This is a genomic window from Alteromonas sp. HB246098 (assembly GCF_054890645.1).
The window spans coordinates 12042-34769 of sequence record NZ_JBTZUG010000003.1; the positions used below are offsets into that span (position 1 = coordinate 12042).

The window sequence follows — 22728 nt, forward strand, 5'->3', positions numbered from 1 at the left end:
GGCCCACTTCTGCGCGCTAAAGCTCAGCATTAGGTGCTACACGGATATGAGCTTCGAAAGATTTCAAAAACATCGACACATCGTAGAAGATAATATAGTTTGCGTATCTTATGACCGCTTTACAACAAAGTTTGAAGTGAAGATCGGTGGCACTATTGCTTACTCTAAGTATTTTTGTTTCTGGCCTAGGCATAACGCTACCGTTCAAATCGGTTCTAGTTCTTATGCGCTCAGTGTATATTGGTTTTTTATCTGGGGAGCGTCTTTAAAAAAGGACGATACAGTTGTTGTAAAAGAGCTACTGCCTAAACGCCGTAGGCGTTCTATTTCGCTTCTAGGATATGGTGTTTTTATTATTTTACTTAGGGCTGCTTTTGTTGTTTTTGCTCCATAGTACCTAACAACAAAGTTATGTCGCCCGCAGGCGGTTTGGGGCACAAATTCATGCGCGGTTTCGCCATTATACCTTACGTGCCTACGCCCCTTATTTTAAAGTTATGCCCAAGTTCAGATTATGTCTTTGAAAAGCAATTTAACATTAATGGCTGAGTACAATAAATGGATAAATGAGTCCATTTACTCGGCTGCGTCACATTTAAGTAGAGATTCACTTTCAGAAAACAAAGGCGCTTTCTTTGGTTCCATTATCGGAACCCTTAATCATATATTAGTCGCCGATGTCATTTGGCTAAAACGATTTGCGTCTCATCCCTCAAATTTTAGTTCATTGCATAGCCTTGCAATGACGCCATTACCAGAAAATCTCGATTCAATACTGTTTAGCGACTTTGCAAAGCTAAAAAATGAAAGAAACCGATTAGATGACGTAATTCTGGAGTTTGTTAATCAGCTCAGCGATGAGCTTTTGGACAGTGATTTATCCTATCAAAATTCAAATGGCGTCCCTTTCAAAAAGCCTTTTTCGCACCTCATACAACACTTTTTTAACCATCAAACTCATCATCGAGGTCAAATTTCTACATTGCTTTTTCAGTCTGGTATAGATTTAGGTGTCACAGATTTGTTGGCGAAAATACCCAATGCGTAAGGAGTATAATAAGGCTCGCGAAGGGACACATACATGCAGCGGTTTTGCCGATATTCCACAAACATTCGCTCTTATCATTTAAAAGTTAGGTACTCATAAACAGAAATCAGCTCCACTGATGTTCTGATGTTGCCTTAGTAGAGACTTATTTATGAGTACTCTATTAAAACAAACAAGCGTCTACTTCGAGTCTGCGCTTAGTATTTTAGTTTGCTAGCTGTCATTTTTGTCTTGTAATCTGTAAGCTAGTTACTAAGATTTTTTCTTCATGAAACAGGAGGTTTTATGCCACATAGGGAATTCTCAGTTCTCACCCGCGGAGAACACGGCATTATCGCAGGTGTATGCTCAGGTCTTTCTCAATATTATGGACTCCGTAAAGCGGGGCTTCGGATAGCGTTTCTTATATCTTCCTTTTTCTTTGTTTTACCAGTTTTTTTATATATTGTTTTGTGGCTAATTTTACCTAAGTACCCAACAACTCAGGCGATGGCTCGACAGCTACGAAGACAAAGTGGTCGTTTAAGAAAAAACAGTTAGCAAAGAATTATGTCGTCAGCGAGCTAGCTGGGAAAAAATATGGCGGCCTTGTCAGCCCATATGAATACGAAGTGACATGCACTTAACAGGGATGTTTATTTTTAGTGGGTAAGAACAATACTAAAAGGATTTCAAAAAATGCGTATATCTCTATTAATTATATTCTTGTCATTTAACTGCTTAGCTGCTTCAAATACAGAGCTACAAAAAGAACTAGTATCTATGGCTAAAGCAGATCAAGAAGTCAGAAATGAGATAAGTACAGCCGGATGGAAAAAAGCGCCAGCTGATTTGCTCGAAAAAATTAAGCGTATTGATATAGAAAACACCAATAGGCTAAAAGAAATCGTTGAACAACATTCATGGGTTACTCAAGATTTAGTTGGTAGTGAAGGCGTTTCAGCCGCGTTTTTAATTGTTCAACATTCGCCAGACTACCAATTCAAGCAAAGCATGCTTCCACTTTTAAAACAATCCTTCTTGAATGGCGAAGGCGTCACGGGACAAGAGTTTGCCTTACTAACAGACAGGGTTTTAATTTATCAGAATAAACCACAACTATATGGCACCCAACTAAGTATTGTAGGTGGCGAATTAGTTTTCGAACCAATTTTAGACCAAGAGAATGTAAATCACAGAAGAGCAGAAGTTGGACTGCCATCATTGGAGAAATACAAGAAAGTAGTTGCAGAGGCTTATGGATTGCCAGTGAAGTGAATAGCTACGGGACTGCTAGAGCTTGGCTCAGTTCCACGTTGCTACACAGTTTAGCCAGGCATTAATAGCGCCTTAACTCAGGCGTCATATACACATGGAGGTACTATGAATACTGCCACACTATTAAATTACCTAATTATTATGGTTGTTTGCGCTTACGGAATAGCTTTCTTTGGTGGTTATTTAAAACAAGCTAAAACATCACCTGCGTTTGTATGGGTTAAAAACAAACATTCAAAGGCTCCTAAAATATTAGAGTTAATTTTCATTTTTGTCTTTGCATACAAAGCGGCAGAGTTATTAAAAAACTTACTGTTTTAGTTTGTAGTTCGCCTGCAAATAACATGCTAATTTACAATAGCATTGTTTGCTAGGGCGCATACACTCGTGGCGGATTCGCTATTGTGCTTCATCAGTATAAAGTTATACGAATAAATGTGAAAAATAAGAAAATCATTGGTAACCTAAAAGCTCTATTCAAATAAGGAAGTTCTATGAAACGCCGTACAAAAATAGTTTTATCAGCCGTTGCTTTTACATCTGTAATAAGCTTGCAGTCCTTTATCCTGTATCAGCAAAATCAAGCAAATAGTACTCTACATGGCAAAGTAGACAAGCTTCAGAGTCAAATTGAGCAAACAAGCAAAGCTAATCAAGATCTTCTCTTAAAAATAGAAAGCTTGGAAAGTAATTTAGAGCTTAAACCTCGTAGCCTTCTTTCTATGAATTAATTGGCTCTTTGAATAACAACCTAATCAACCTTCTGTTTTCTTGAGCTAGGTTGTTATATGCCAACAATTTTTACGAGTCGCACAATCAAAGGGAAATATTTGATTTATCTATTCGCGTTTGTGTTGTTAGAGGCCGCAATTGCTTGGAATATAGCACGCGAAAGGCGCTCGCTATTAGAAAGTTATATACGTTGACAGTTAGGAGGTCATTATGAAGAAGGGTTTATTACTATTATTGCTTATTTTCTCAAACAGCTCTTGGAGTCAGACATACGAAGAGAAAATTGCTGCATCTAAAGCGTTTATTGGAAAGCCTGTTCAAGAACACACTTTTTATACTTTAGATAAACAACCAATTACCTTCCAAAACCTAAAAGGCGAAGCTGTAGTCGCTTACTTTTTCGCATCTTGGTGCTCTCCGTGTTATGAAGCGCTAGAGAACTTAAACAAAGCAATCGAAACTACCCCACCAACTGTGCACGTTGTTGCAATTTCTTTAGACGGGGATTGGGCTAGCCTAGAAAGAATGTTAGCAAGAACGGGCTACACTGGTGAGGTATGGAAATCTGCTGACGCAGAGTTAGCATTTCAAGAGCGCTTATTTGCTAATTTTACCAGCTCTCTGCCTCATATTATTCGGATAGATGCACAAGGAATACTTATTGAAGGCGGTTCAAGAGTAAAATCCTTTGCCCAATGGACAGCGCTCATCAATCAAAACGCTTCTATAAGTAAAGCCAGTGGTATTTAATAAATAGGCAAGTTCGTCCACTCGAATAAGTCCCCTTTGGTCGTCTTCGCCTTTATGCCCACGAACGGGCGCCCAGAATTTGAAAGTTATTGGCTATACTGGGAAATTTAACAACGAGACATAACGTGCCAAGTAAATGTAACGCGAATTCAACTTCGAAGTGCAACACAAAGAACTAACTATGTAACTTTCTCAGCCTTGAAAAACTATCAGCAGACCACACTGATACTTTAACAACTAATTCAAGGATGAAGAAATGCCACAAATAAATAGTTTGTTTAAAGAAAAATCGATAGTAGCGGTTCTAGCTTTGTGCGTTTTTTCATTTGGAACTTACGTTGTTTATCGCCTGTGGCAGTTAACCGAAATACTGAATTCAACATTGAAAAGTCACATTTCAAAGGCATTTACATCCAGTGCAATTTCGATTCACATACTTTCGTTACTAGGGCTTGCTTACTATTTTCTGTTCCCTGCACCAGCAGCGTTACTAGTAACGGCTAAGGTTCTTCATCTAATATCCGCAGTTTTCCATATTGTATGGATTATCAAAGTTAGAAATAGAATTAATAGGGTAAATAAAGCGTCAAAAGGCACTCATTTGTGGCTAGACCCATTTCTTAGCAGCTTTTTTCATGTCATTTACTTTCAATACAAAATAAACCAATCTATAAGTTGTAGTATCTCTCGAAAAACTGCGTTATAAAAATTAAAGTAAGTTTCTCGCAGTATCACAGGGACACGAAAGCGGCGGCTCTAATGCATCGCTTTGTTTAAAGACAGAATTAATATATGCGCCCTTTATTTAAGCGTCGTGCGCACAGGAGGTTACAATCACATGGAAAGTTTCATCCCCTTAGTTCTAATATCTATACTTATTTTTCTTCAAATAAAAAAATTTAGAGATATGTGTAAATATTTATCTTTCACCTACCCAGAAGAATGGGGGAAATTATCCCATAACTCTTTAGGTGGGTCTCAGTGGTCAGTGACAAATGCAAATTTGAGTGAATCACTCAAAACAGGTTTTTTTTCGACTGTGGCCGATGAAAAAATAAGACAGTTTAAAAGGTTTAGATTATTGAATATGTTCTTGATGGGAGCAGTGATATTGCTACATTTTATCTTCTTTTGATGGCAGCAATGCACGCGTAGCAGCCTATTAACAAAAGCAGACGCATGAATAACGGCTTCACTGAATTTGATGATATGCCGCACTGCCTCAGTCGTTTACTGAAAGCGATAGCGCACAACAAGTTAATGTAAAAGACTTATGATGAAACTGATACCTTACTCTAATTTAAAGCCCAGGAACCTAGGCATAATTCTATTTGTTGCGCGTTTGTTAGCTTATGCCGGTTATTTCTTTATAGGTATAGCCCTTTTAGCTTTTTCTTCCGAAATTTATAATTATATATTTCCAATTGTACCGGTTGGAGGTCAAGGAGAAACCTATCATGCAGGCACATACAAAACGGGAGTGATTACTCTTGTTTTCGCTATAGTTATATTGACCGTATCTGCTCTATTTGCTGCACTCGTTTCTTGGGAGGCTTCACTTAAAAGCCCGAATGACCGGGAAATATAAAAGCGCTGGTTACTTATAGTTTGATATTGTCGTATAACACATCGTTAGGAACTGCTGTTAAAACTGTAGATATAAATGATGACAGAATTTATTTACTCATCATCGACGCTATTAAGGCTTAGCAGCTGAAACAAAGCTCAACGCCTGTTTGGTTATAGCATTACGGTGAAGCACAGTGTTCATACCAACACAAGGAAGTATTATGATAAAAAATGAAATACCGGCTAGGATTATCCTAACTTTCTTCGCAATAGCTCCAATCTATTTAGCTGCTGGCTATTTTCAATCAGACAAGCCATTTGCTGCTATATCTATGCTTCTTATCTCAATGCTGTTTTTGATTACTCAGGTGAACATCAAACAATTTTTGGTGCCGGAAAAGAAGCCAAAACCTAAATTAGTTTTTTTACAAATATTTATTGCTGTAATATCGTTGGCACTACTGGCAGCAAAGCTATTAGGTGTAACCTGATGCCATTTAATATGTACGTGATTTAAAAAAATTTGTTTAAGCAAGTTTAGAAGAACTATAACCACTAGTCAGCTTCTTCAATAAATAGAATGATATGACCCTTGATGAATTCAATCTCTTTTGCAAAGCGCTACCCCATACTACCCATGTTGTTCAATGGGGAAATTCAGATGTATGGAAGATAGGTGGGAAAGTTTTTGCTATAGGGAACATTGGCAAGGACGGGCACCCTACTTTTACCTTTAAAACGTCAGAGCAAAACTATTATTTTCTGGAAGAAAAGCCTGGCTATAGGCCAGCGCCCTATCTTGCTAGTCGAGGGATGAAGTGGATACAGCAATACAATTGTGAGAGCGATGAAGATGAAGCGTTAAAATATTATCTAAGCGCATCATATAAACTAGTATCATTAGGATTAACCAAAAAGATGCAAAAAGCCCTTGGTTTAAATCAATCTCAGTAAAAGGTGCTTACACCATGTTTAAAGCAAAAAGCTTTACGCGCAATATTCGCCCATATGTGGAAGCAGAACTAGCGCACGCTCATAAAATGCAAAACCAAAACAACCAACAATGTGCTTTTACACACTTAGAAAATGCCCACGTTCTTGGTCAAGCCTCTACAAGACTGCACGTAGCGGTACACGTTCAAATGCTTTTATGGGCAGTGAAACAAGGCAATATTGGTGAGTTTTTTGGTCAGCTTTTAAGAATTGTTGGCGCTGCCACAAAAACTGTTTTTGGGCTTGTACCTCATGGAAATACAGGTGGCGCTAACGTTAGCCCATTTAAGGCAATGCCAATTAAACCAAACTTAAAAACGATTCTAGAAAAAGCGCATTCTAATGAAAATAAAAATTAACGTTGTCGATGCATTTACCAATGTAAGGTTTAAGGGCAACCCTGCAGCTGTAGTTATAACGGGTAAATGGCTTAGCGATGAAAAAATGCAAGAAATCGCTGCTGAAAATAACCTTTCAGAAACCGCATTTTTAGTAGAAGACGATAACGGTGTATTTGGTATACGTTGGTTTTCCCCGATAACAGAAATCGACTTTTGCGGTCATGCAACGCTGGCTTCTGCATTTGTTATTTTTAGCGAAAATTATCAACTACCGCACATTTCGCTTTTCGCCAAATCGGTGGGTATGATGAAAGTCGTTAAGAAAGAAGACGGTTTCATTCAAATGGACTTCCCAAATAGAATGCCTCACCCTGTTGATGAAGTGCCTGAAGCGTTACTACAAGGGCTTTCAATAAAACCCAAAAGCATTTTGAAAAATGAGCAAGCGTTTTTTGCTGTTTATTCCGACGAAGACGACGTTTTAAGCGTAATTCAAGACAGTGAACAACTGAAAACACTTGCGCCCTATGATGTGGTAGTGACAGCACCGGGTACTCAATTTGACTTCGTATCCCGTTATTTTTGGCCTGCGAACGGCGGTGATGAAGACCCGGTAACCGGTTCAATTCACACTGGGCTGGCGCCTTATTGGGCAAAAGTGTTTGGACGGTCAAAGCTTATGGCTTATCAAGCATCTAAACGAGGTGGTACAGTAAAATGTGAAGTAGCAGGCGACCGCGTGCTTATTTCAGGCCAAGCGGTGTCTTACCTTGAAGGTTATATTACTATTTAACAATTTAAAGAATAAAGCTGTAGAAGGAACTATATAAATGCAAAAAGTCGTTGAATTTAAAACTCGTAACTTTTGGTCTAGCCAACTTAATTTAGACACCCTTAACGAAGAAGTTACCAAATACAACAATCAGGGCTGGCGTGTTATTCAAGTAACACCAGTGTCGTCTTTTTCTGCACATGTTCGTTCGGTATTACTCCTTCTTGAAAAATCGAATAGTTAAAAGTAAAAACTAGAAAGAGCCAAACATTCTATGCTCGCTCCCTATCGAGAACAAAAAAGCGGAAGATATTTAACCTTCCGCTTTCACTCACTCAACAGCGCATTGCTGCATCTAGTTTTAACTAGGCAAACGCCAAATTAGCGCCCTACTGCAATGCCTTCTCTGCGAGGATCTGCACCGCCAATTAGTTTACCTGACTTAAACTGTATTCCGTGAAGACCGCTGTTTAAATCGACGACTTTAACCTTGTGGCCAAGCGCTTTTAATGGCTCTTCGAGCTCGGCTATCGGCGTGCCCTTCTCTAACGCCGTATAGTCGTTTCTATTAGTTATTTTAGGTAAGTTGATAGCCTGTTGAATATCCAAGCCGAAGTCTAAAACACCAATTAGGGTTTGAGCGACATAGCTTACAATTCTAGAGCCGCCCGGCGAGCCGACAACAACTTCTAGGTTCCCTTCTTTGTCGAACACCATTGTAGGGCTCATCGCGCTTCTAGGGCGTTTACCAGGCTCTACGCGATTTGGTACAGGAAAACGGTTTTTAGTTGGCGAAAATGAAAAGTCGGTAAGTTGGTTATTAAGCAGGAAGCCCTCTACCATAATCCCAGAACCAAACATAAATTCAATGCTGGTTGTCATTGATACTGCATTACCTTCTTTGTCTACGATAGAGACGTGAGAGGTGTTAGGCAGTTCCATTGACGTACCAAGTGCAACATTCGCATCAGCGTACGGATTACCCGCTCGCTTGCGACGCCACTCTTTATCAACAGCAATATTCTCAGCCCGGCGCTCAAGGTAAGCCGTATTAATCATGGCCGCAAACGGCAGGTTAGTAAAATCGCTATCCGCTATAAACTTCTCGCGATCGGCATACGAAAGCGCACTTGCCTGCGTGTACAAATTCGCAAACTCTACTGAATCTGGCGCATACTGGCTAAGGTTAAAACCCTCTAACACTTTAAGAATTTGATAAACGTTCACACCACCAGAGCTAGGCGGTGCCATACCGCAAATACGCTTTTCGTGGTACAAGCCACATACGGGTTCACGTTTTACTGGTTCATAGCTTGCTAAATCTTCCAACGACATTTGGCCAGGGTTAATCTCTGCATTATTAACCGCTTCCACTATTTTTTCGGCAACTTCGCCTTTCAATAAATAGTCGCTGCCCTTTTCCGCAATACCTCTTAGGGTTTTAGCTAACTTTTTGTTTTTCTTAACCGTGCCTTCTTTTAACGGCAGGCCTGCAGGGAAGAAATAAGTAGAACTTGCAGGAAACGTTTTAAGACCAGGGTGATAGTCCAATGCAACAAGTTTGGCTAAACGCGGCGATACTTTGAAGCCGTCTTCAGCTGTTTTGATTGTATCGTCAAACAGCGTATTCCAAGGCAGCTTACCGAACTCGCCCTGCGCCATTTCTAACGCTTTTACTGCACCGGGCACGCCTACTGACTTACCGCCAACTACGGCATCTAACCAGCGCATTGGCTTGTTACCTTCAATGAACCAATGAGAATTGACGGCTTTAGGCGCGGTTTCACGTCCGTCGAAGGTGTGAAGTACTTTGTTCTTATTATCCCAGTAAAGGATAAAGGCACCACCACCGATGCCCGATGATTGCGGTTCAACCAGAGAAAGCATTGATTGAACAGCCACTGCAGCATCTATCGCGCTGCCGCCTTTTTCTAGAATATTCTTCCCCGCCCATGACGCATAGGGGTTTGCCGCCACAACCATATAGTTTTTGGCTTCAAAGGCCTTTTTCTCTATGTAGCCTGTTGCCGCTTCAGGCTCACCAACTTCGCGAGCTTGTTTAGCGTTCGCTCCAAAAATGAAGCAACTAGATAATGCAAGTGTAACTACTGAAGCTCTGAACAAAGCACTGCGTCTCAAAATAATACTTCCTCTTATTTAAATTTTTCGGGGTTAATTGGCCGTTTTTTTAGAAACGCATCAAACGCTTCTTGGGCTGCGGTTGTGCCCAACGCTTCTAAAAATATATCGAACTCTTCATTCATTTGTTGGTTCGTTCGCTCCCCATCGCCTTTTAATAACGCTTTAGTTTGTCTAAGCGAGAATGAAGGCTTGGCAACGAGTTTGTCTACCGTTGATTGAACAGTTTGCTCTATTTCTTTCGCGTCGATTATTTTAGTTAAGATACCAAATTGATAAGCATCGGCAGACGTAAAGGGTTCACCTAGCATTAACCATTCTGCCGCTTTGATATGACCCGCAACCTTAGGCAAAAGATAACTTGATGCATACTCGGGAACAAGCCCTAAGTTGATGAACGGTAGAACAAATCGGGTATCTGGTGTGGCGTATACAAAATCGCAGTGCAGTAAAAGCGTTGTGCCTATCCCTACCGCCAAGCCGTGAACTTGTGCAATAACCGGTAAGTGGCAGGCGGCAAGTGCGCGCATAAAGGCAGCGGTCTCAGGCACTTGGGCGTGATCTTGTTGCTGCGCAAAGTCGCCAATATCATTCCCCGCTGTAAAACAATCACCAGCACCTTTTATCACCACCACTTTCGTTAAACCATCATTCTTAACACCTAATATGGCATTCGCCATTTCTTGGTACATATCGCGCGTTAACGCATTTTTCTTGTCGGTGCGGTTGAGCGTAATGGTTAAGCATTTCTGATTATTTTCGGTAATGATGTAGGACATGATCACTCCTTTTCTATCGTCTTTTTTATTTCGGGTGTACTTCAGTTTTCACCCAGTAGGCAATTTCTGTATCATAGCCAGCAAATTCTGAATTCAAAAATAACTAACACTGATGATGTCACTGCCGTTTTCGCTTAAGTATAGCGCTGGTCCTTTATTTATAGCGCTATGCTCCGTTGTCGCGTTTTTCTTTGAGCCTATGTCAGGCAATTATTTGGCTTACGACAGATATGCCATTCAAGGCCTAGAGACTTGGCGTATAGTCAGCGGCAATATAGTACACACCAATGGCTACCACCTACTTTTAAATTTAGCAGGTCTGGCGCTGTTGTGGGCCTTACATGGTGAACATTATCGCATTGGGTTGTACTTAAAAGTTTTCGTATGGTGCTGCTTAGGAACCAGTGTCGGGCTTTATTTCTTCTCTCCAGATCTGATTTGGTACGCCGGTTTGTCAGGCGCACTGCACGGAATTTTCGCTTGGGGTGCTTGTGTGGATATTAAAGAAAAGATGAAGTCGGGTTGGTTGTTACTTATCGGCTTAGCCATAAAAGTAGGATACGAACAAATTGACGGTAGTAGTGAACAAGTTGCAAACCTGATTGACGCAAAAGTTGCCGTAGATGCGCATTTATTCGGTGCGCTTACCGGTATCGCAATCTTTTTACTTATGTTTATTACGGCGAAAAGAAAATAGAAACTAGAGCGATATAGCGTCACTCTTTTTGCGCATTTTGAGTTGCGAATTAAATAAAGTGCGTTTAAGCAAAAAAACTATAATATTAAAAAAGGCCCGAATTCGTTGAATTTGGGCCTTTTTTGTAAGCTTTTATCCGTCTTAAATAGCTATCGCGCTGTGAGCAACTCAGTGGCTCTTAATCACTGGGTTGCACTCGCAGTTTTGCCTATAAGTTTTCTTCGAATAGCTTGTATATACGACGGTATTCATCAAGCCAAGAGCTTGGTTGTACGAAGCCATGTGGCTCTACCGGATAAATTGCCGTTTCAAAATCTTCCTTTTCGAGCTCGATAAGGCGCTGCACCAATCGCACGGTGTCGTGGAAAAACACATTGTCATCAACCATAGGCGCATTGATAAGCAATGGCTTTTCTAGCCCATCTGCGAAATAAATTGGCGAGCTACGCTCAAACGCAATGGGGTCGATATCAGGCGTATTCAGAATATTAGCCGTATATGGCGTGTTGTAATGGGCCCAATCGGTTACCGGACGAAGTGCTGCACCTGCCGCAAACAGATCTGGCGCGGTAAACATAGACATAAAGGTTAAGAAGCCGCCGTATGAACCGCCGTATGTGCCAATACGCTCACGATCTACATTTGCATTCTCAACAAGCCAGTTCACACCATCACGTAAATCTTGCACTTCTGGCGTACCCATTTGACGATAAATAGCGGTTCGCCAATCACGTCCGTAGCCAGCACTAGCGCGATAATCCATATCTAGTACGACATAGCCTTGCTGCACTAGCATGCTGTGGAACATGTATTCTCTAAAGTAACCAGACCACCCCATGTGGGCGTTTTGCAAATAGCCTGCACCGTGATTAAACACTACCGCTTTATTTGGTGCCGACTTATCGTAATTTTCCGGTAGATACACTCGTGCGTAGATAGGTGCATCGGTATGCGACGATTCAATAGCAACGATGTTAGGCACCGCCCAAGGAAGTGCGTTGAAAGTAGCACTGGTGCTTTGTGTAATTTGCTTTGCTGCTGTTGTTTCATCTGCTGGCTTAATGTAAAGCTCTTGTGGCTGATTAACTTTACTATGGCTTAGCAGCAAATTTTTACCATCAGGGCTAAGTGAGTAGTCTGTCATACCATTCAAATCAGTCATGGTATCGATGGTGTTGTCACTTAAATCAGCACGATAAACTTCGTAAAGCCCCGGATGCTCCATGTTAGCTTTAAAGTAGATATAGTTGTCATCGCTAGAAAGCGTTAAATCGTCAACAATAAAACGGCCGCTGGTTAGCGCGACAGGTTTCTCGCCTGGTTTTTGAATGTATAAATGCGAGTAACCGGTATGCTCAGACTGATAGTAAAGCGTCTCGCTGTCATTTAGCCAATCAAACGCGTTGAAACGGTAGTTTACCCACGCATCGTCATGAAGCCTATGTTGGTTTTCTAGCGTTTTATTTGCTAGGTCGACCGTAGCAATCCAGCGGTCTTTGTTGTCCCACGCCTCTAACATAACGGCGACGGCGTTACCGTTTTTGTGCCAACGAATTGAAGGTTTGGTCCAGTACCAGCTTTGTAGCAAGGTAATATCGCGAGGCAGACGATTTACTTCATAGGTCTCGCCTTTTGCCTTCGCGTTTTCAGCTTTTACGTCAGCAAGAACATCGTCGTTGTAGCCAGGCAAATTAAAGTATTTAAGTTCACTTTTCTCGCCAGTTTTTAAATTGAGCAGCCACAGTTCATGATTTACCGACTCTGCATCTGCCACACGTTGGCGTACCGGCTTTGCAGCAATTCGACTGTCTTCTTGAATGTAATGCGGCATGATGTCGCTGTCATCACGGGTCGGCTTGCTTGCAGTGGTGGCGACTACTGCAAAGTTACCCGCAGGTGATACGCTAATACCCGCTAATCGATGCGACTTATCAAAGTAAAACGGCGTAGGTGCTACACTGCTGTTTTCTTTGGCCAACGCTTTTTGAGCGTCGTCTTTTTCTTGCCTGTTTTTGCGCTGTAGTTTGATGTATTCCACCAGCGACTGTTGCTGCTCGGCAATATAATCTTTAGGCGGCTCAACCGCTTTAGGCTCGTCGCTGAACTCCCAGCTCAACAATTCTTCGCGGGTGCCGTTAGATAGGTCTATAGCTATGAATTTGTTACCGCTTAACGCCATCAAACGACCATCGGTCATAAATGAAAGCGTAGATAGCGCATTACCGCCACGCGCGATACGCACGGTTTCACCATTGGTAAACTGCACATAAACACTGTCTTCAAATGAATAAGCAATCACACCATCTTTTCTTACTACGCGTTCGTCAAAACGGTACTTGTGTAAATCTGATAGCGGTGCTTTTACGGCATTTGCAGGGTTAGAAAGTTCTGAAATATAGACATCTGTCAGTGCACTATTCTGTCTTTCTTTTTCAAAAACAATTTTATCGCCATTCACCGACCACCCCATACCTTCAGGTAGCGCGCCCATCCATTGAGGGTCTGACATTATTTGTTTTAAAGTAATTTCACCTTTTTGCGTGCTGTTCTGAGGCGCGACATCTGGTGTGACGGTTTGCTGAACTGTGGCAGCAGGAAGCGATGTAGACGTTGTTTGACTTGATGTTTCGTTAGTAGTGCTTGCACATCCGCCTAGCGCAAAGGTAACACTAGCCGCAATGAGTAAAGAAGAGTATTTTTTCATTATTTTAAGTCATTGTTATGTAAAAATCGTTAACATTATACGCAGAGCCGTTGCTAAAGCGCTAACGTTCATCGATTGAGATAGTGAACCAAACGTAAACCATCCTCGTTTATGGTTTTGCAATAAGGTCCGTTGTACTTTGACAAAATAACAAAAATTAACTGATAAGGTAAAACACTATGAAAGCCAGAGGTTTTATACCAGCACTGCTTGTACTCAGCTTTTTCACGTCTGCTAGCTTTGCGAACGAGTGCCCTAGCGTACTTAAATTTATGAAGCGTAAGCTCAATTCACAAGAAACGGTGAATTTGTGTAGTGAATATGGGGGAAAGACACTACTTGTCGTTAACACTGCCAGCTATTGTGGTTTTACGCCACAATTTGAAGGGTTAGAAGCGCTATACAGTGACTATAAAGATAAGGACTTTGTCGTACTTGGTTTCCCTTCACACGATTTCAATCAAGAAGACAGCGATGAGGGCAAAACGGCAGAATTATGCGAACTAACCTACGGCGTTAAATTTCCTATGTTTGAACCTATATCGGTGAAAGGTGACGACGCAGACCCAATGTATCGAATGCTAAAAACTGCCACTGGCAAAGCACCGTCTTGGAACTTTAATAAGTACCTTATTGACAGCACAGGTAAACAAATCACTCACTACCCTAGCTCGACTAAACCTACAGACCCTGACTTCATTGCCGACGTTGAAGCACTTATCAAGGGTGAATAGGTTTTCGCTTGTTCATTTTCGTTTAATCAAAAAGAATATTCGCAAAAAGTTTTGGTCATAAAAAAGCCCCGCGTAATACGCGGGGCAAACAAGCACACTCAACTTGGAACACACTTTTAGCTGAAAACATACTTCCTACGTTTTAGCTAACTGCATTAATTTAGTGTGTTTAGTCGTTAGTTAGTTCAATAATTTTTTCACTTGCATCGGCAAAAGCCTTGTTTGCTTGCTCTTCACCCATGTTAAGTCCTTCAGCATAAACGAATTGTATATCGCGAATACCTATGAAATTTAAAAAGTGTTTTAAGTATGGCGTTTGTGTATCGAAGTCCGACCCAGCATAAACTCCACCGCGAGCAGCAAAAACCGTAGCTGATTTATTTTCCAGCAAACCAACAGGGCCAGTCTCGGTATATTTAAACGTTATGCCCGCTCGTGCAATGCGATCGAAGTAGGCTTTCAAACTAGATGGAATACCAAAGTTGTACATTGGCACTGCCAATACAATTTCATCAGCCGCTTTTACTGCTTCAACAATATCGTCCGAGATCTTCGCTAGTGCTTGTTGAGACTCATCTCGCTCTGCTGCATCAGTCATCCACGCTTGCATCTCTACGCCCGTTAAGTGAGGTAGCGCCAGTGAGGCTACATCCACGCGGTTAATATGTACTGAGCCATCACTTTCAATTTTTGAAAGATATTCGTTTGCTATTTTTGAAGAATTGCCTTGTTCGCCACTAAGGCTGGAAAATATAGCTAAAACTGTTTTCATGCCGCACTCCAATGTTCGTTGTTTGGTTAATACACAACTATGTTAGCGGATTAAGGTTGGATGAAAATCTCAAAAATATGAGGTAACCATTCTAATTTTCAGAACGAAAGTAGGCAAAACGAAAACTTTGTAAATTATTTGAAAACATTACATTACGTTAATGTTGCAAGGAGGATGATCTTCTCTTATTTGCCTCGCGTAATCGAGTTTGCCACAACACAATAAAGAGGATACAAAAAATGAGAAGGACCAAAACGCTCCTTGCATGCTCAATCTTACCACTATTTTTAATCGGCTGCTCTGACGATGACGACGATGACGTTGTTGAAGTCCCCGCCCCCGTTATCGAATATTCAAATGTGCGCGTCGTGCATGCCGCATCTGACGCCCCTATGGTTAATGTTACCGCTAATGATGCGATCCTTAACGGATTAGAGAATGTTGACTACCAAGTTGCTTCATCTCGCTTTGAAGTAGAAACAGGTACCTACGACATTGGCGTTACCGGTATACTGCCAGGTGAAAATGCTGAAGTGCTCCAGGCCGACGTAACGCTAGAAGCAGATATGAACTACGATATTTTTGCCGTGGGGAATGTAAGCGATGAAACGCTAGCGTTATTAACGGTAACCAGCATGGAAACCACCGTTGAAGCCGGTAATGCACAAGTGCAGATTGTACACGCAGCATCTATGGCACCAACGGTCGACATTTACGTTACTGCGCCAGATACCGACATCACTGCGGAACAACCACTAGTCACCGCTGAATTTACTGATTCGACAGATTTGATTCAAGTACCTGCGGGCGATTATCAAATTCGCATTACACCGGCAGGTGAAACAACGGTTGTATACGACTCGGGGACGGTTAACTTAGCTGACGGTGCTGATTTGCTTATTGCCGCAACTAATAACGTGGGTACCGGAGATTCACCTGTTACGCTCTTAGCTGCAGACGGTGACAGCAGCTTCAAGATATGGGATGCAGAAGCAGGTGCCGAAATTCGCGTAGTGCACGGTATCAGCGACGCACCAGCGGTAGATGTTTTAGCAAATAACGAGATTGTGCTGGTAGACGGAATACAGTTCCCTCGTACGACAGACTACTTGTCTGTTGCAGCAGGTGACTACCTTATTGACGTGGTAGCAGATAGCGACAACAGTGTTGTGGCAATTGACGATGCTGAGTTGACACTAGAAGTAGGTATGTCTTATACCGCTATAGCAAATAACGTTTTAGCTGCACCAGAACTTGATGTACTTGTTGATATGCCTCGCTCAGTAGCGACAGAAGCTAAAGTGCGTATTGTACATGCTTCACCTTCAGCAGGTAACGTCGATATCTACGTAACCGTAGATGGCGAAATTGATGCGGTTGACCCGGCATTTGCCGACATTGCCTATGAAACTGGTGAGCTAGTTGAAACAGGTTACGTTAGCTTAGCGGAAGGTGACTACGTGGTGACGGTTACACCAACAGGCACTAAAACAGCGGCCATCGAAACAGGCGTTTTGACGCTTGAGAATGGTGAAATTTACACCGCTATCGCACTAGATGGAGCAATGGACGGCGACCTACCTCAATTAGCACTGCTTGATGGACTTGCGCCACCTCCACCTGCTTTTAACGCTGACATGACTTACAACGTGAATTTAAGCGGATCTCAAGAAGTGCCTGCTGTTGATACTATGTCTACTGCAACGGCAGTGGTTGAAATTGACGAAGATTTACCTGCATTTAGTGTAAGCGTTGATGTTTCAGGCCTAACTGACGTTACTGGTGTGCACGTGCATGATGGCGGCATTGGTATGAACGGCCCAGTTGCTTTCCCACTGACTGATGCTGGTAATGGTACTTATGTTCTCGCTGAAACTAATATTTCACCTAGCAACTTAGACGCACTGACTAACGGCGAATGGTATCTAAACGTGCACACCACAGCCAATCCGAGTGGTGAAGTACGTGGCCAAATCGTGCCTGACACAACAGCGGTATTAACATTCTCGCTTAGTGGCAGTCAAGAAGTACCAGCGGTAGATACTATGGCAATGGGCTCTGGCTATGCTCTTTTCGACACGACCAACAATAATGTTTATCTTGTGGCGGTAACCACTATCGAAAATGCAACCATGGCACACATTCACACAGGCTTCGCTGGTGTAAATGGAGACGTTCTTGTAGGGCTTGTGGAAAGCGAAGATACAGCTGGTGTTTGGATGACCGACGGAAGTGTAATGCTAGATGAAGCCACAGCTACGCTATTACTATCAGGTGGTCACTATGTAAACGTACATACAGCGGCATTCACTGGTGGTGAAATTCGCGGTCAGATCACGCCTGACAACATTGAAGTATACGGCATCGTTGCCGATGGCTTACAAGAAGTGCCTGCAGTAACAACAACAGCAAGCGGTGCGGGCGCATTTACGCTCAACACATCCACAGGCGCATTATCCGGTAGCGTAACTATAATTGGTATGACAGCCAATATGGCGCACATTCACGAAGGTGCAGCGGGTGTTAATGGTGGTGTATTACTAGGGCTTACTGACGGTTCAGATGGAATGTGGACGGTGCCTGCTAATACAACGCTAACGGCTGAACAAATGGGCGTGATGGCTGACGGAGGTCTTTACACAAACTTCCATTCAGACGCATTCCCGAGTGGTGAAATTCGCGGTCAAATCACGCTAGGTTTTGACTAACAGATTTCAGTCAAACATATTGCTTTCATCATATTGAACGCAATTAGAACAAAATAAAAAAGGGGCGAAAGCCCCTTTTTCTGTACTTTACCCTAGCAAAACATTGTCTAAATCGTGTTTAGCGCTGCTTCGAAATCCGCGATCAGATCCTGAGTGTCTTCAATACCTACCGAAATACGTAGCATGGTATCGGAAATCCCCATAAGCTCACGTTCTTCTGCCGTGTTCTCGAAATAAATAGTAGGTGCCACAGGTAGTGCAAGGGTGCGATTATCGCCTAAATGGGTGGCACAGATTACCAGCTCCATCTCGTTTAAAAACGCAACCGGATCAGCACCATCAATTAGATCAAAGCTTAAAATTGCTCCGTAGCCACCGTTTAGGTATTCCCGTGCCATGAAATGCTGAGGATGATCGGCAAGACCTGGATAAAACACTTTAGATACTTTTGGATGATTGTCTAAAAACGTTGCTAGCTGCATAGCATTGTGCTGGCTTCGTGCTAAACGCAAATCAAGGGTTTCCATGCCCAATGCAATAGCCGTAGCTGACTGTGGTGCCAATGTAGCACCTAGGTCGCGAAGACCTTTCTTTTTAATTTGAGTGATGCCCCATTGCGCAATATCTGCAACCTGATAAGCAGGCTTGAGGTTGTCAAACTTTGTCCAGTCGAAGTTGCCTGTGTCAACCACTGCTCCACCTAATACATTGCCGTGACCTGCGATGTATTTGGTTAAAGAGCAAAACACCAGTGATGCCTTAACGTCTTTTGCGTAGAAAACTGGCGGCGGTGTCATGGTGTTATCAACCATAAACAGCATGTGCTTCTCTTCACAGAATTGACCAATGGCATGAAGATCAGCAACCTGAGTTACAGGGTTGGCGACGGTTTCCGTGTAGACACCTTTTGTGTTTGGCTGATACGCTTCTTTAACTTGTTGAATATCGGTCACGTCAGTGTAGGTAACCTGCACTCCGAAATCTTTAATCGTTTCGAAAAAGCTTCTTGTGTTGCCGAAAAGGTATTGGCTTACAATTAAATGATCGCCCGCCTTTAACAAGGCAAATAAAGAACTGCTTATGGCCGCCATACCGGTTGAGTAACATAACGCGCCTACACCGGCCTCTAAGTCGTTTAGCATATTTTGTAATGCAGCCACCGAAGGCGAAGAAGAACGAGAGTAGACGTGAGCGGCGCGCTTGCCTTGAAACGCATCTATGATGCCTTGCGCATCTTTAAACTCAAAAAGAACCGAATTAGATGTGCTGCTGTGAACACCACCATGTTCCGGGGTGTTTAGCATGCGATCAGAATGTACCTGACGGGTTGTGAATCCCAATTTTGTCACGGGTGAAGCTCCGAAAATAGATGTTTGCGACCTAGCCAAATACGCACCCTATTAGTCTATGTTAAACAGATGCGTACAAACCACTTACAAAAATGGTTATGGCTTTATAATGCAGTTTTTAGGATATTTTGCGCAAACATTATCATAAAACGTATAAATAGTTTGCATTTGTTCATCTATATTAGTCACTTTCTGAATAATTGGCCCCAATACAATTCTTTTTCTAGCGTAGTCCAGCCCTATGACTTGAATAGGAATTTCGGCTTGCTGTGCGATGTGCATAAACCCTGTTTTCCATGGATAAATGGGGCTACGTGTACCTTCAGGCGCTAATGCAAGAATAAGCTGATCCGCGTCTTTAATTTTATTTGCAATGGAGGTGACCACGCCGTGGGCTTTGCTTCTTTCAATGGGAATGCCCCCTAACCTCCTTACAATGGCACCTAGTGGTGGCTTGAAGATGGTGTGTTTGCCAAAAAAGTTAATATTCAGCTTGAATGAAAAAACCACGAACAAGCCAATGAAAAAGTCCCAGTTTGATGTATGCGGTGCTACCGCTAGTATGGCTTTTTTCTGATTAATCAGTTCGCCTTCTACTTGCCAGCCTCTTTTTGTGAGTACCCATGCGGCAAACGACGACAGCCAATTTGGCCACTTACGAGGAATACTGCTCCCTACGATGACTTTACTGGCTGGTTGAGAATGGTTATTAGGGTGCGAGGGTTTTGTCATTATTATTATGCTCTGCTTTTGTTCTATATTGCGTTTTATTTAAGGCTTGCTTTAGGGCTTTATATTCCGGTGAGCTACAACGGCATGGCACTATTGGCAGTTTGCTTTAAATACTTCATAGGCCTTAGTGCTTTCTTTTTCTATTTTTTACCCGCATATTCCTTTATTACGTAACACATCATACTGCGCGTACATTGACGAAGAGTAATCAAAATGGAAATGTAACGCAATTGTTAACATAAGCGATTGAGCGATGTGTGTGAACAAGTTAAGAAAAGGACACTAGTACGCAATGTGTATTTTATTTATCGCAAACAAAATGCGAGATGACTACCCTCTTATAATTGCGGCAAATCGAGATGAGTTTTACGCAAGACCAACTGCACCATCAACATTTTGGGAAAGCCACCCGCACTTGCTTGCTGGGCAGGATTTAGAAGCTAATGGAACTTGGATGGGTGTTACGCGTAACGGAAAAATTGCAGCACTTACCAATGTGAGAGACCCACACAACATCAATAAAAATGCTGTATCCCGCGGCGAATTAGTTGCTAACTGGCTAAAACAAAACCCGGCCCAAAAAGATTATGCCGAACAGTCAGCATATTTAGCTACCCTTGAAGAAACTCGTCACCAGTACAACGGATATAACTTACTATTTGGCGATGTAACTGCACTTCGCGTTTACAACAACGTAAACAATTCGACCCACTCAATTGATACCGGTGTGTATGGGCTGTCAAATGCTGATATTGCTACTCCATGGCCAAAAGTCACTCAAGGGGTTACTGCGTTAAATGACTATGTGCAGCAGCAAAGCACAATCAATGCTGACGATTTATTTAATATTTTGCGCCACGAAAACAAAGCAGAGGATGCCCTGCTACCCGATACGGGTATAGGTTATGAATGGGAAAAGGCGTTATCTTCCATTTTTATTCAAACCGAAAAATACGGCACGCGTACATCGACTTTGTTATTGGTGGATAAAAACAATATGCTCACTTGGAAAGAACGTCGGTTCTCAGACAAAGGAAAAACAGTGGAAACTCGTGCCTTTTCTTTTTCAATTTAAGGTATTTTTGAAATGAAACTTTCGTTTACGCTTTATAAAGCAAGTTAATTGAAATATTTTCAACCTTTAGGGGTCGTTTTTTCTACCATCGGTGGCATAATGCCTGCCTGCTAATTATTGCACACCAACGTAACGTGAGGACATATCGTGTTTGAAGTATTACCCCATCTCGCCCCAGATCCAATTCTTGGCCTGTCAGCTGCTTTTCGTGAAGACACCAACCCAAATAAAATAGATTTAGGTGTTGGCGTTTATAAAGATGAGCAAGGTAATACCCCTATTCTTTCAAGTGTCGCTAAAGCGCAAAAAGTGCTTTTAGACAAAGAAACCAGCAAAACCTACATTACGCCTCAGGGCAACCAAGGTTTTATCGACGGTATGTTGTCTTTGCTTTTAGGTAAGAATAGCCCAGTACTTCTTGCTGACCGCGTTGCAGCGGTTCAAGCTCCGGGTGGTTGTGGCGCGCTGCGTATTCTTTCAGAATTGCTAGTGCGTTGTAATGAAAATGGCAAAGTATGGGTGAGTGACCCAACATGGGCTAACCATATTCCACTTATCGGCTCTGCGGGCCTTAAAATTGAAACCTACCCGTACTTCGATAAAGCATCAGCGAGCATTCGTTTCGACGCTATGATGGAAACCCTTCGCAAAACTGAAAAAGGCGACATCGTTCTTCTTCACGGGTGCTGTCACAACCCAACAGGTGCTGACCTTACTAATGCACAATGGGATGAAGTACTAGAAGTAGCGAAAGAGCGTGAATTCTTGCCTTTCATCGATGTGGCTTACCTTGGTTTCGGTGAAGGTTTAGACGAAGATGCGTACGGCATGCGTTTGTTGGTTGAAAATCTTCCAGAAGTAATTGTAGCGGCATCTTGCTCTAAAAACTTCGGCCTTTATCGTGAGCGTGTTGGCCTTGCAGCTATCATCACTGAAGATTCAGCAACCCGTAAAATTGCGCAGGGTCAAATTCAGTCAATCGCACGTGGCATCTACTCTATGCCGCCAAGCTACGGTGGTGCACTAGTAGACATCATTCTTGCTGACGAAGCACTTAATAACGAGTGGGTATCTGAAGTGAACGAAATGCGCGACCGTATGAAGTCTCTACGTGCCATGCTTGTCCAAAACCTTCACGATAATGGTTCACCAAAAGACTTTAGCTTCGTGAACGACCAAAAAGGTATGTTCTCTTTCTTGTGTATTACACCTGAGCAAGTGCGCGAAGTACGTGAAAAGCACAGTGTCTACTTTGTTGATTCTAGCCGCGTAAACATTGCGGGCATCAACCAAGAAAACGTAGAAACGCTAGCAAAAGCATTGGTGTCAGTGCTTTAAGCGAAAATTAGCGGTTTTAAAATTTCAAAAGGCAGAGTTGATACTCTGCCTTTTTTGTTTTCAAGTTATTCGTTTTTCCTTTCACCTTTTCTTTTCGTGCGACAAGCGTATTCATACATGCTTTCAATTGCAGTTAGTCACACTTCCTAACAAATTTACGTCGTGCTTTATACACTTTTTCATAGGGCGCATAGAATATTATCGTTACACTATAACAATGTTGACGTAGACGTTAACTT

The 22728-nt window shown here is 42.2% G+C and carries 24 protein-coding genes; 18 read left to right on the forward strand and 6 right to left on the reverse strand.

The window, feature by feature from the left end; translation table 11 throughout:
• Window positions 1–46: 46 nt before the first annotated feature.
• From ACYTPF_RS07995 to ACYTPF_RS08055, 13 genes are all read left to right on the forward strand, one after another.
• Window positions 47–394, forward strand: coding sequence for a hypothetical protein (locus ACYTPF_RS07995; RefSeq protein ID WP_461851829.1), 348 nt, complete (start codon window positions 47–49; stop codon window positions 392–394).
• Between the two features lie 120 nt (window positions 395–514).
• A complete protein-coding gene (locus ACYTPF_RS08000) occupies window positions 515–1048 on the forward strand; it encodes a DinB family protein (protein WP_461851830.1) in 534 nt (177 codons plus the stop codon).
• A 285-nt stretch (window positions 1049–1333) separates the two neighbouring features.
• Window positions 1334–1588: a PspC domain-containing protein gene (locus ACYTPF_RS08005; RefSeq protein ID WP_461851831.1), complete on the forward strand. Its 255-nt coding sequence runs from the start codon at window positions 1334–1336 to the stop codon at window positions 1586–1588.
• 138 nt (window positions 1589–1726) lie between these two features.
• Window positions 1727–2305, forward strand: a complete 579-nt coding sequence (locus ACYTPF_RS08010) for a DUF6624 domain-containing protein (protein WP_461851832.1) — start codon at window positions 1727–1729, stop codon at window positions 2303–2305.
• Between the two features lie 105 nt (window positions 2306–2410).
• On the forward strand, window positions 2411–2626 hold the full coding sequence (locus ACYTPF_RS08015) for a hypothetical protein (RefSeq protein ID WP_461851833.1): 216 nt from the start codon (window positions 2411–2413) through the stop codon (window positions 2624–2626).
• 173 nt (window positions 2627–2799) lie between these two features.
• Window positions 2800–3036 (forward strand): hypothetical protein, encoded by a 237-nt coding sequence (locus ACYTPF_RS08020; RefSeq protein WP_461851834.1) that lies wholly within the window; start codon window positions 2800–2802, stop codon window positions 3034–3036.
• 211 nt (window positions 3037–3247) lie between these two features.
• Entirely contained in the window at window positions 3248–3787 is a 540-nt protein-coding gene (locus ACYTPF_RS08025; protein ID WP_461851835.1) for a TlpA family protein disulfide reductase, read from the forward strand.
• Window positions 3788–5060: 1273 nt separating this feature from the next.
• Window positions 5061–5375, forward strand: coding sequence for a hypothetical protein (locus ACYTPF_RS08030; RefSeq protein WP_461851836.1), 315 nt, complete (start codon window positions 5061–5063; stop codon window positions 5373–5375).
• A gap of 202 nt (window positions 5376–5577) precedes the next feature.
• Entirely contained in the window at window positions 5578–5847 is a 270-nt protein-coding gene (locus ACYTPF_RS08035; RefSeq protein ID WP_461851837.1) for a hypothetical protein, read from the forward strand.
• Between the two features lie 94 nt (window positions 5848–5941).
• Window positions 5942–6310 (forward strand): MmcQ/YjbR family DNA-binding protein, encoded by a 369-nt coding sequence (locus ACYTPF_RS08040; RefSeq protein ID WP_461851838.1) that lies wholly within the window; start codon window positions 5942–5944, stop codon window positions 6308–6310.
• Between the two features lie 14 nt (window positions 6311–6324).
• Window positions 6325–6708 (forward strand): DUF3703 domain-containing protein, encoded by a 384-nt coding sequence (locus ACYTPF_RS08045; RefSeq protein ID WP_461851839.1) that lies wholly within the window; start codon window positions 6325–6327, stop codon window positions 6706–6708.
• On the forward strand, window positions 6692–7483 hold the full coding sequence (locus ACYTPF_RS08050; RefSeq protein ID WP_461851840.1) for a PhzF family phenazine biosynthesis protein: 792 nt from the start codon (window positions 6692–6694) through the stop codon (window positions 7481–7483). The genes ACYTPF_RS08045 and ACYTPF_RS08050 overlap by 17 nt, the downstream gene beginning before the upstream one ends.
• 37 nt (window positions 7484–7520) lie before the next feature.
• Window positions 7521–7706: a DUF4177 domain-containing protein gene (locus ACYTPF_RS08055; RefSeq protein ID WP_136782720.1), complete on the forward strand. Its 186-nt coding sequence runs from the start codon at window positions 7521–7523 to the stop codon at window positions 7704–7706.
• Window positions 7707–7843: 137 nt separating this feature from the next.
• Here the strand turns inward: ACYTPF_RS08055 and ggt are convergent, their stop codons facing one another.
• Window positions 7844–9601 (reverse strand): gamma-glutamyltransferase, encoded by a 1758-nt coding sequence (ggt, locus tag ACYTPF_RS08060; RefSeq protein ID WP_461851841.1) that lies wholly within the window; start codon window positions 9599–9601, stop codon window positions 7844–7846.
• A gap of 14 nt (window positions 9602–9615) precedes the next feature.
• Entirely contained in the window at window positions 9616–10380 is a 765-nt protein-coding gene (locus ACYTPF_RS08065; RefSeq protein ID WP_461851842.1) for an enoyl-CoA hydratase, read from the reverse strand.
• 112 nt (window positions 10381–10492) lie between these two features.
• Between ACYTPF_RS08065 and rrtA the strand changes: the two genes are divergently transcribed.
• On the forward strand, window positions 10493–11077 hold the full coding sequence (gene rrtA, locus ACYTPF_RS08070) for a rhombosortase (RefSeq protein WP_014949713.1): 585 nt from the start codon (window positions 10493–10495) through the stop codon (window positions 11075–11077).
• Between the two features lie 208 nt (window positions 11078–11285).
• Here rrtA and ACYTPF_RS08075 read toward each other — a convergent pair whose 3' ends face one another.
• Window positions 11286–13781 (reverse strand): S9 family peptidase, encoded by a 2496-nt coding sequence (locus ACYTPF_RS08075; protein WP_461851843.1) that lies wholly within the window; start codon window positions 13779–13781, stop codon window positions 11286–11288.
• A 179-nt stretch (window positions 13782–13960) separates the two neighbouring features.
• Between ACYTPF_RS08075 and ACYTPF_RS08080 the strand changes: the two genes are divergently transcribed.
• Window positions 13961–14515 carry a glutathione peroxidase gene (locus tag ACYTPF_RS08080; RefSeq protein ID WP_461851844.1) on the forward strand — a complete coding sequence of 185 codons (555 nt, stop codon included), beginning with the start codon at window positions 13961–13963 and terminating at the stop codon, window positions 14513–14515.
• Between the two features lie 169 nt (window positions 14516–14684).
• Here the strand turns inward: ACYTPF_RS08080 and ACYTPF_RS08085 are convergent, their stop codons facing one another.
• Window positions 14685–15287 (reverse strand): FMN-dependent NADH-azoreductase, encoded by a 603-nt coding sequence (locus ACYTPF_RS08085; RefSeq protein WP_461851845.1) that lies wholly within the window; start codon window positions 15285–15287, stop codon window positions 14685–14687.
• A gap of 239 nt (window positions 15288–15526) precedes the next feature.
• On the opposite strand from ACYTPF_RS08085, the gene ACYTPF_RS08090 reads away from it, so the two are divergent.
• Window positions 15527–17995 (forward strand): CHRD domain-containing protein, encoded by a 2469-nt coding sequence (locus tag ACYTPF_RS08090; RefSeq protein ID WP_461851846.1) that lies wholly within the window; start codon window positions 15527–15529, stop codon window positions 17993–17995.
• Between the two features lie 107 nt (window positions 17996–18102).
• Here the strand turns inward: ACYTPF_RS08090 and ACYTPF_RS08095 are convergent, their stop codons facing one another.
• Complete coding sequence (locus ACYTPF_RS08095) at window positions 18103–19344, reverse strand: cystathionine gamma-synthase family protein (RefSeq protein WP_179983624.1); 1242 nt, start codon at window positions 19342–19344, stop codon at window positions 18103–18105.
• Between the two features lie 96 nt (window positions 19345–19440).
• Window positions 19441–20076, reverse strand: coding sequence for a 1-acyl-sn-glycerol-3-phosphate acyltransferase (locus tag ACYTPF_RS08100; protein WP_269918938.1), 636 nt, complete (start codon window positions 20074–20076; stop codon window positions 19441–19443).
• A 292-nt stretch (window positions 20077–20368) separates the two neighbouring features.
• Here ACYTPF_RS08100 and ACYTPF_RS08105 point away from each other — a divergent pair, with 292 nt between their 5' ends.
• Both ACYTPF_RS08105 and ACYTPF_RS08110 read left to right on the forward strand, forming a co-directional pair.
• A complete protein-coding gene (locus ACYTPF_RS08105) occupies window positions 20369–21151 on the forward strand; it encodes an NRDE family protein (RefSeq protein ID WP_118494396.1) in 783 nt (260 codons plus the stop codon).
• A gap of 147 nt (window positions 21152–21298) precedes the next feature.
• Window positions 21299–22489 (forward strand): amino acid aminotransferase, encoded by a 1191-nt coding sequence (locus tag ACYTPF_RS08110; RefSeq protein ID WP_039222153.1) that lies wholly within the window; start codon window positions 21299–21301, stop codon window positions 22487–22489.
• Window positions 22490–22728 lie beyond the last annotated feature (239 nt).

Coding starts and splice junctions, on each gene's coding strand:
- ACYTPF_RS08055 (WP_136782720.1), top strand. CDS start 7,521: ATGCAAAAAGTCGTTGAATTTAAAACTCGTAACTTTTGGTCTAGCCAA.
- ACYTPF_RS08005 (WP_461851831.1), top strand. CDS start 1,334: ATGCCACATAGGGAATTCTCAGTTCTCACCCGCGGAGAACACGGCATT.
- ACYTPF_RS08045 (WP_461851839.1), top strand. CDS start 6,325: ATGTTTAAAGCAAAAAGCTTTACGCGCAATATTCGCCCATATGTGGAA.
- ACYTPF_RS08040 (WP_461851838.1), top strand. CDS start 5,942: ATGACCCTTGATGAATTCAATCTCTTTTGCAAAGCGCTACCCCATACT.
- ACYTPF_RS08035 (WP_461851837.1), top strand. CDS start 5,578: ATGATAAAAAATGAAATACCGGCTAGGATTATCCTAACTTTCTTCGCA.
- ACYTPF_RS08090 (WP_461851846.1), top strand. CDS start 15,527: ATGAGAAGGACCAAAACGCTCCTTGCATGCTCAATCTTACCACTATTT.
- ACYTPF_RS08065 (WP_461851842.1), bottom strand. CDS start 10,380: ATGTCCTACATCATTACCGAAAATAATCAGAAATGCTTAACCATTACG.
- ACYTPF_RS08100 (WP_269918938.1), bottom strand. CDS start 20,076: ATGACAAAACCCTCGCACCCTAATAACCATTCTCAACCAGCCAGTAAA.
- ACYTPF_RS08050 (WP_461851840.1), top strand. CDS start 6,692: ATGAAAATAAAAATTAACGTTGTCGATGCATTTACCAATGTAAGGTTT.
- ACYTPF_RS08105 (WP_118494396.1), top strand. CDS start 20,369: ATGTGTATTTTATTTATCGCAAACAAAATGCGAGATGACTACCCTCTT.
- ACYTPF_RS08025 (WP_461851835.1), top strand. CDS start 3,248: ATGAAGAAGGGTTTATTACTATTATTGCTTATTTTCTCAAACAGCTCT.
- ACYTPF_RS08020 (WP_461851834.1), top strand. CDS start 2,800: ATGAAACGCCGTACAAAAATAGTTTTATCAGCCGTTGCTTTTACATCT.
- ACYTPF_RS08010 (WP_461851832.1), top strand. CDS start 1,727: ATGCGTATATCTCTATTAATTATATTCTTGTCATTTAACTGCTTAGCT.
- ACYTPF_RS08000 (WP_461851830.1), top strand. CDS start 515: ATGTCTTTGAAAAGCAATTTAACATTAATGGCTGAGTACAATAAATGG.
- ACYTPF_RS08085 (WP_461851845.1), bottom strand. CDS start 15,287: ATGAAAACAGTTTTAGCTATATTTTCCAGCCTTAGTGGCGAACAAGGC.
- ACYTPF_RS08080 (WP_461851844.1), top strand. CDS start 13,961: ATGAAAGCCAGAGGTTTTATACCAGCACTGCTTGTACTCAGCTTTTTC.
- ACYTPF_RS08075 (WP_461851843.1), bottom strand. CDS start 13,781: ATGAAAAAATACTCTTCTTTACTCATTGCGGCTAGTGTTACCTTTGCG.
- ACYTPF_RS07995 (WP_461851829.1), top strand. CDS start 47: ATGAGCTTCGAAAGATTTCAAAAACATCGACACATCGTAGAAGATAAT.
- ACYTPF_RS08030 (WP_461851836.1), top strand. CDS start 5,061: ATGATGAAACTGATACCTTACTCTAATTTAAAGCCCAGGAACCTAGGC.
- rrtA (WP_014949713.1), top strand. CDS start 10,493: ATGATGTCACTGCCGTTTTCGCTTAAGTATAGCGCTGGTCCTTTATTT.
- ACYTPF_RS08015 (WP_461851833.1), top strand. CDS start 2,411: ATGAATACTGCCACACTATTAAATTACCTAATTATTATGGTTGTTTGC.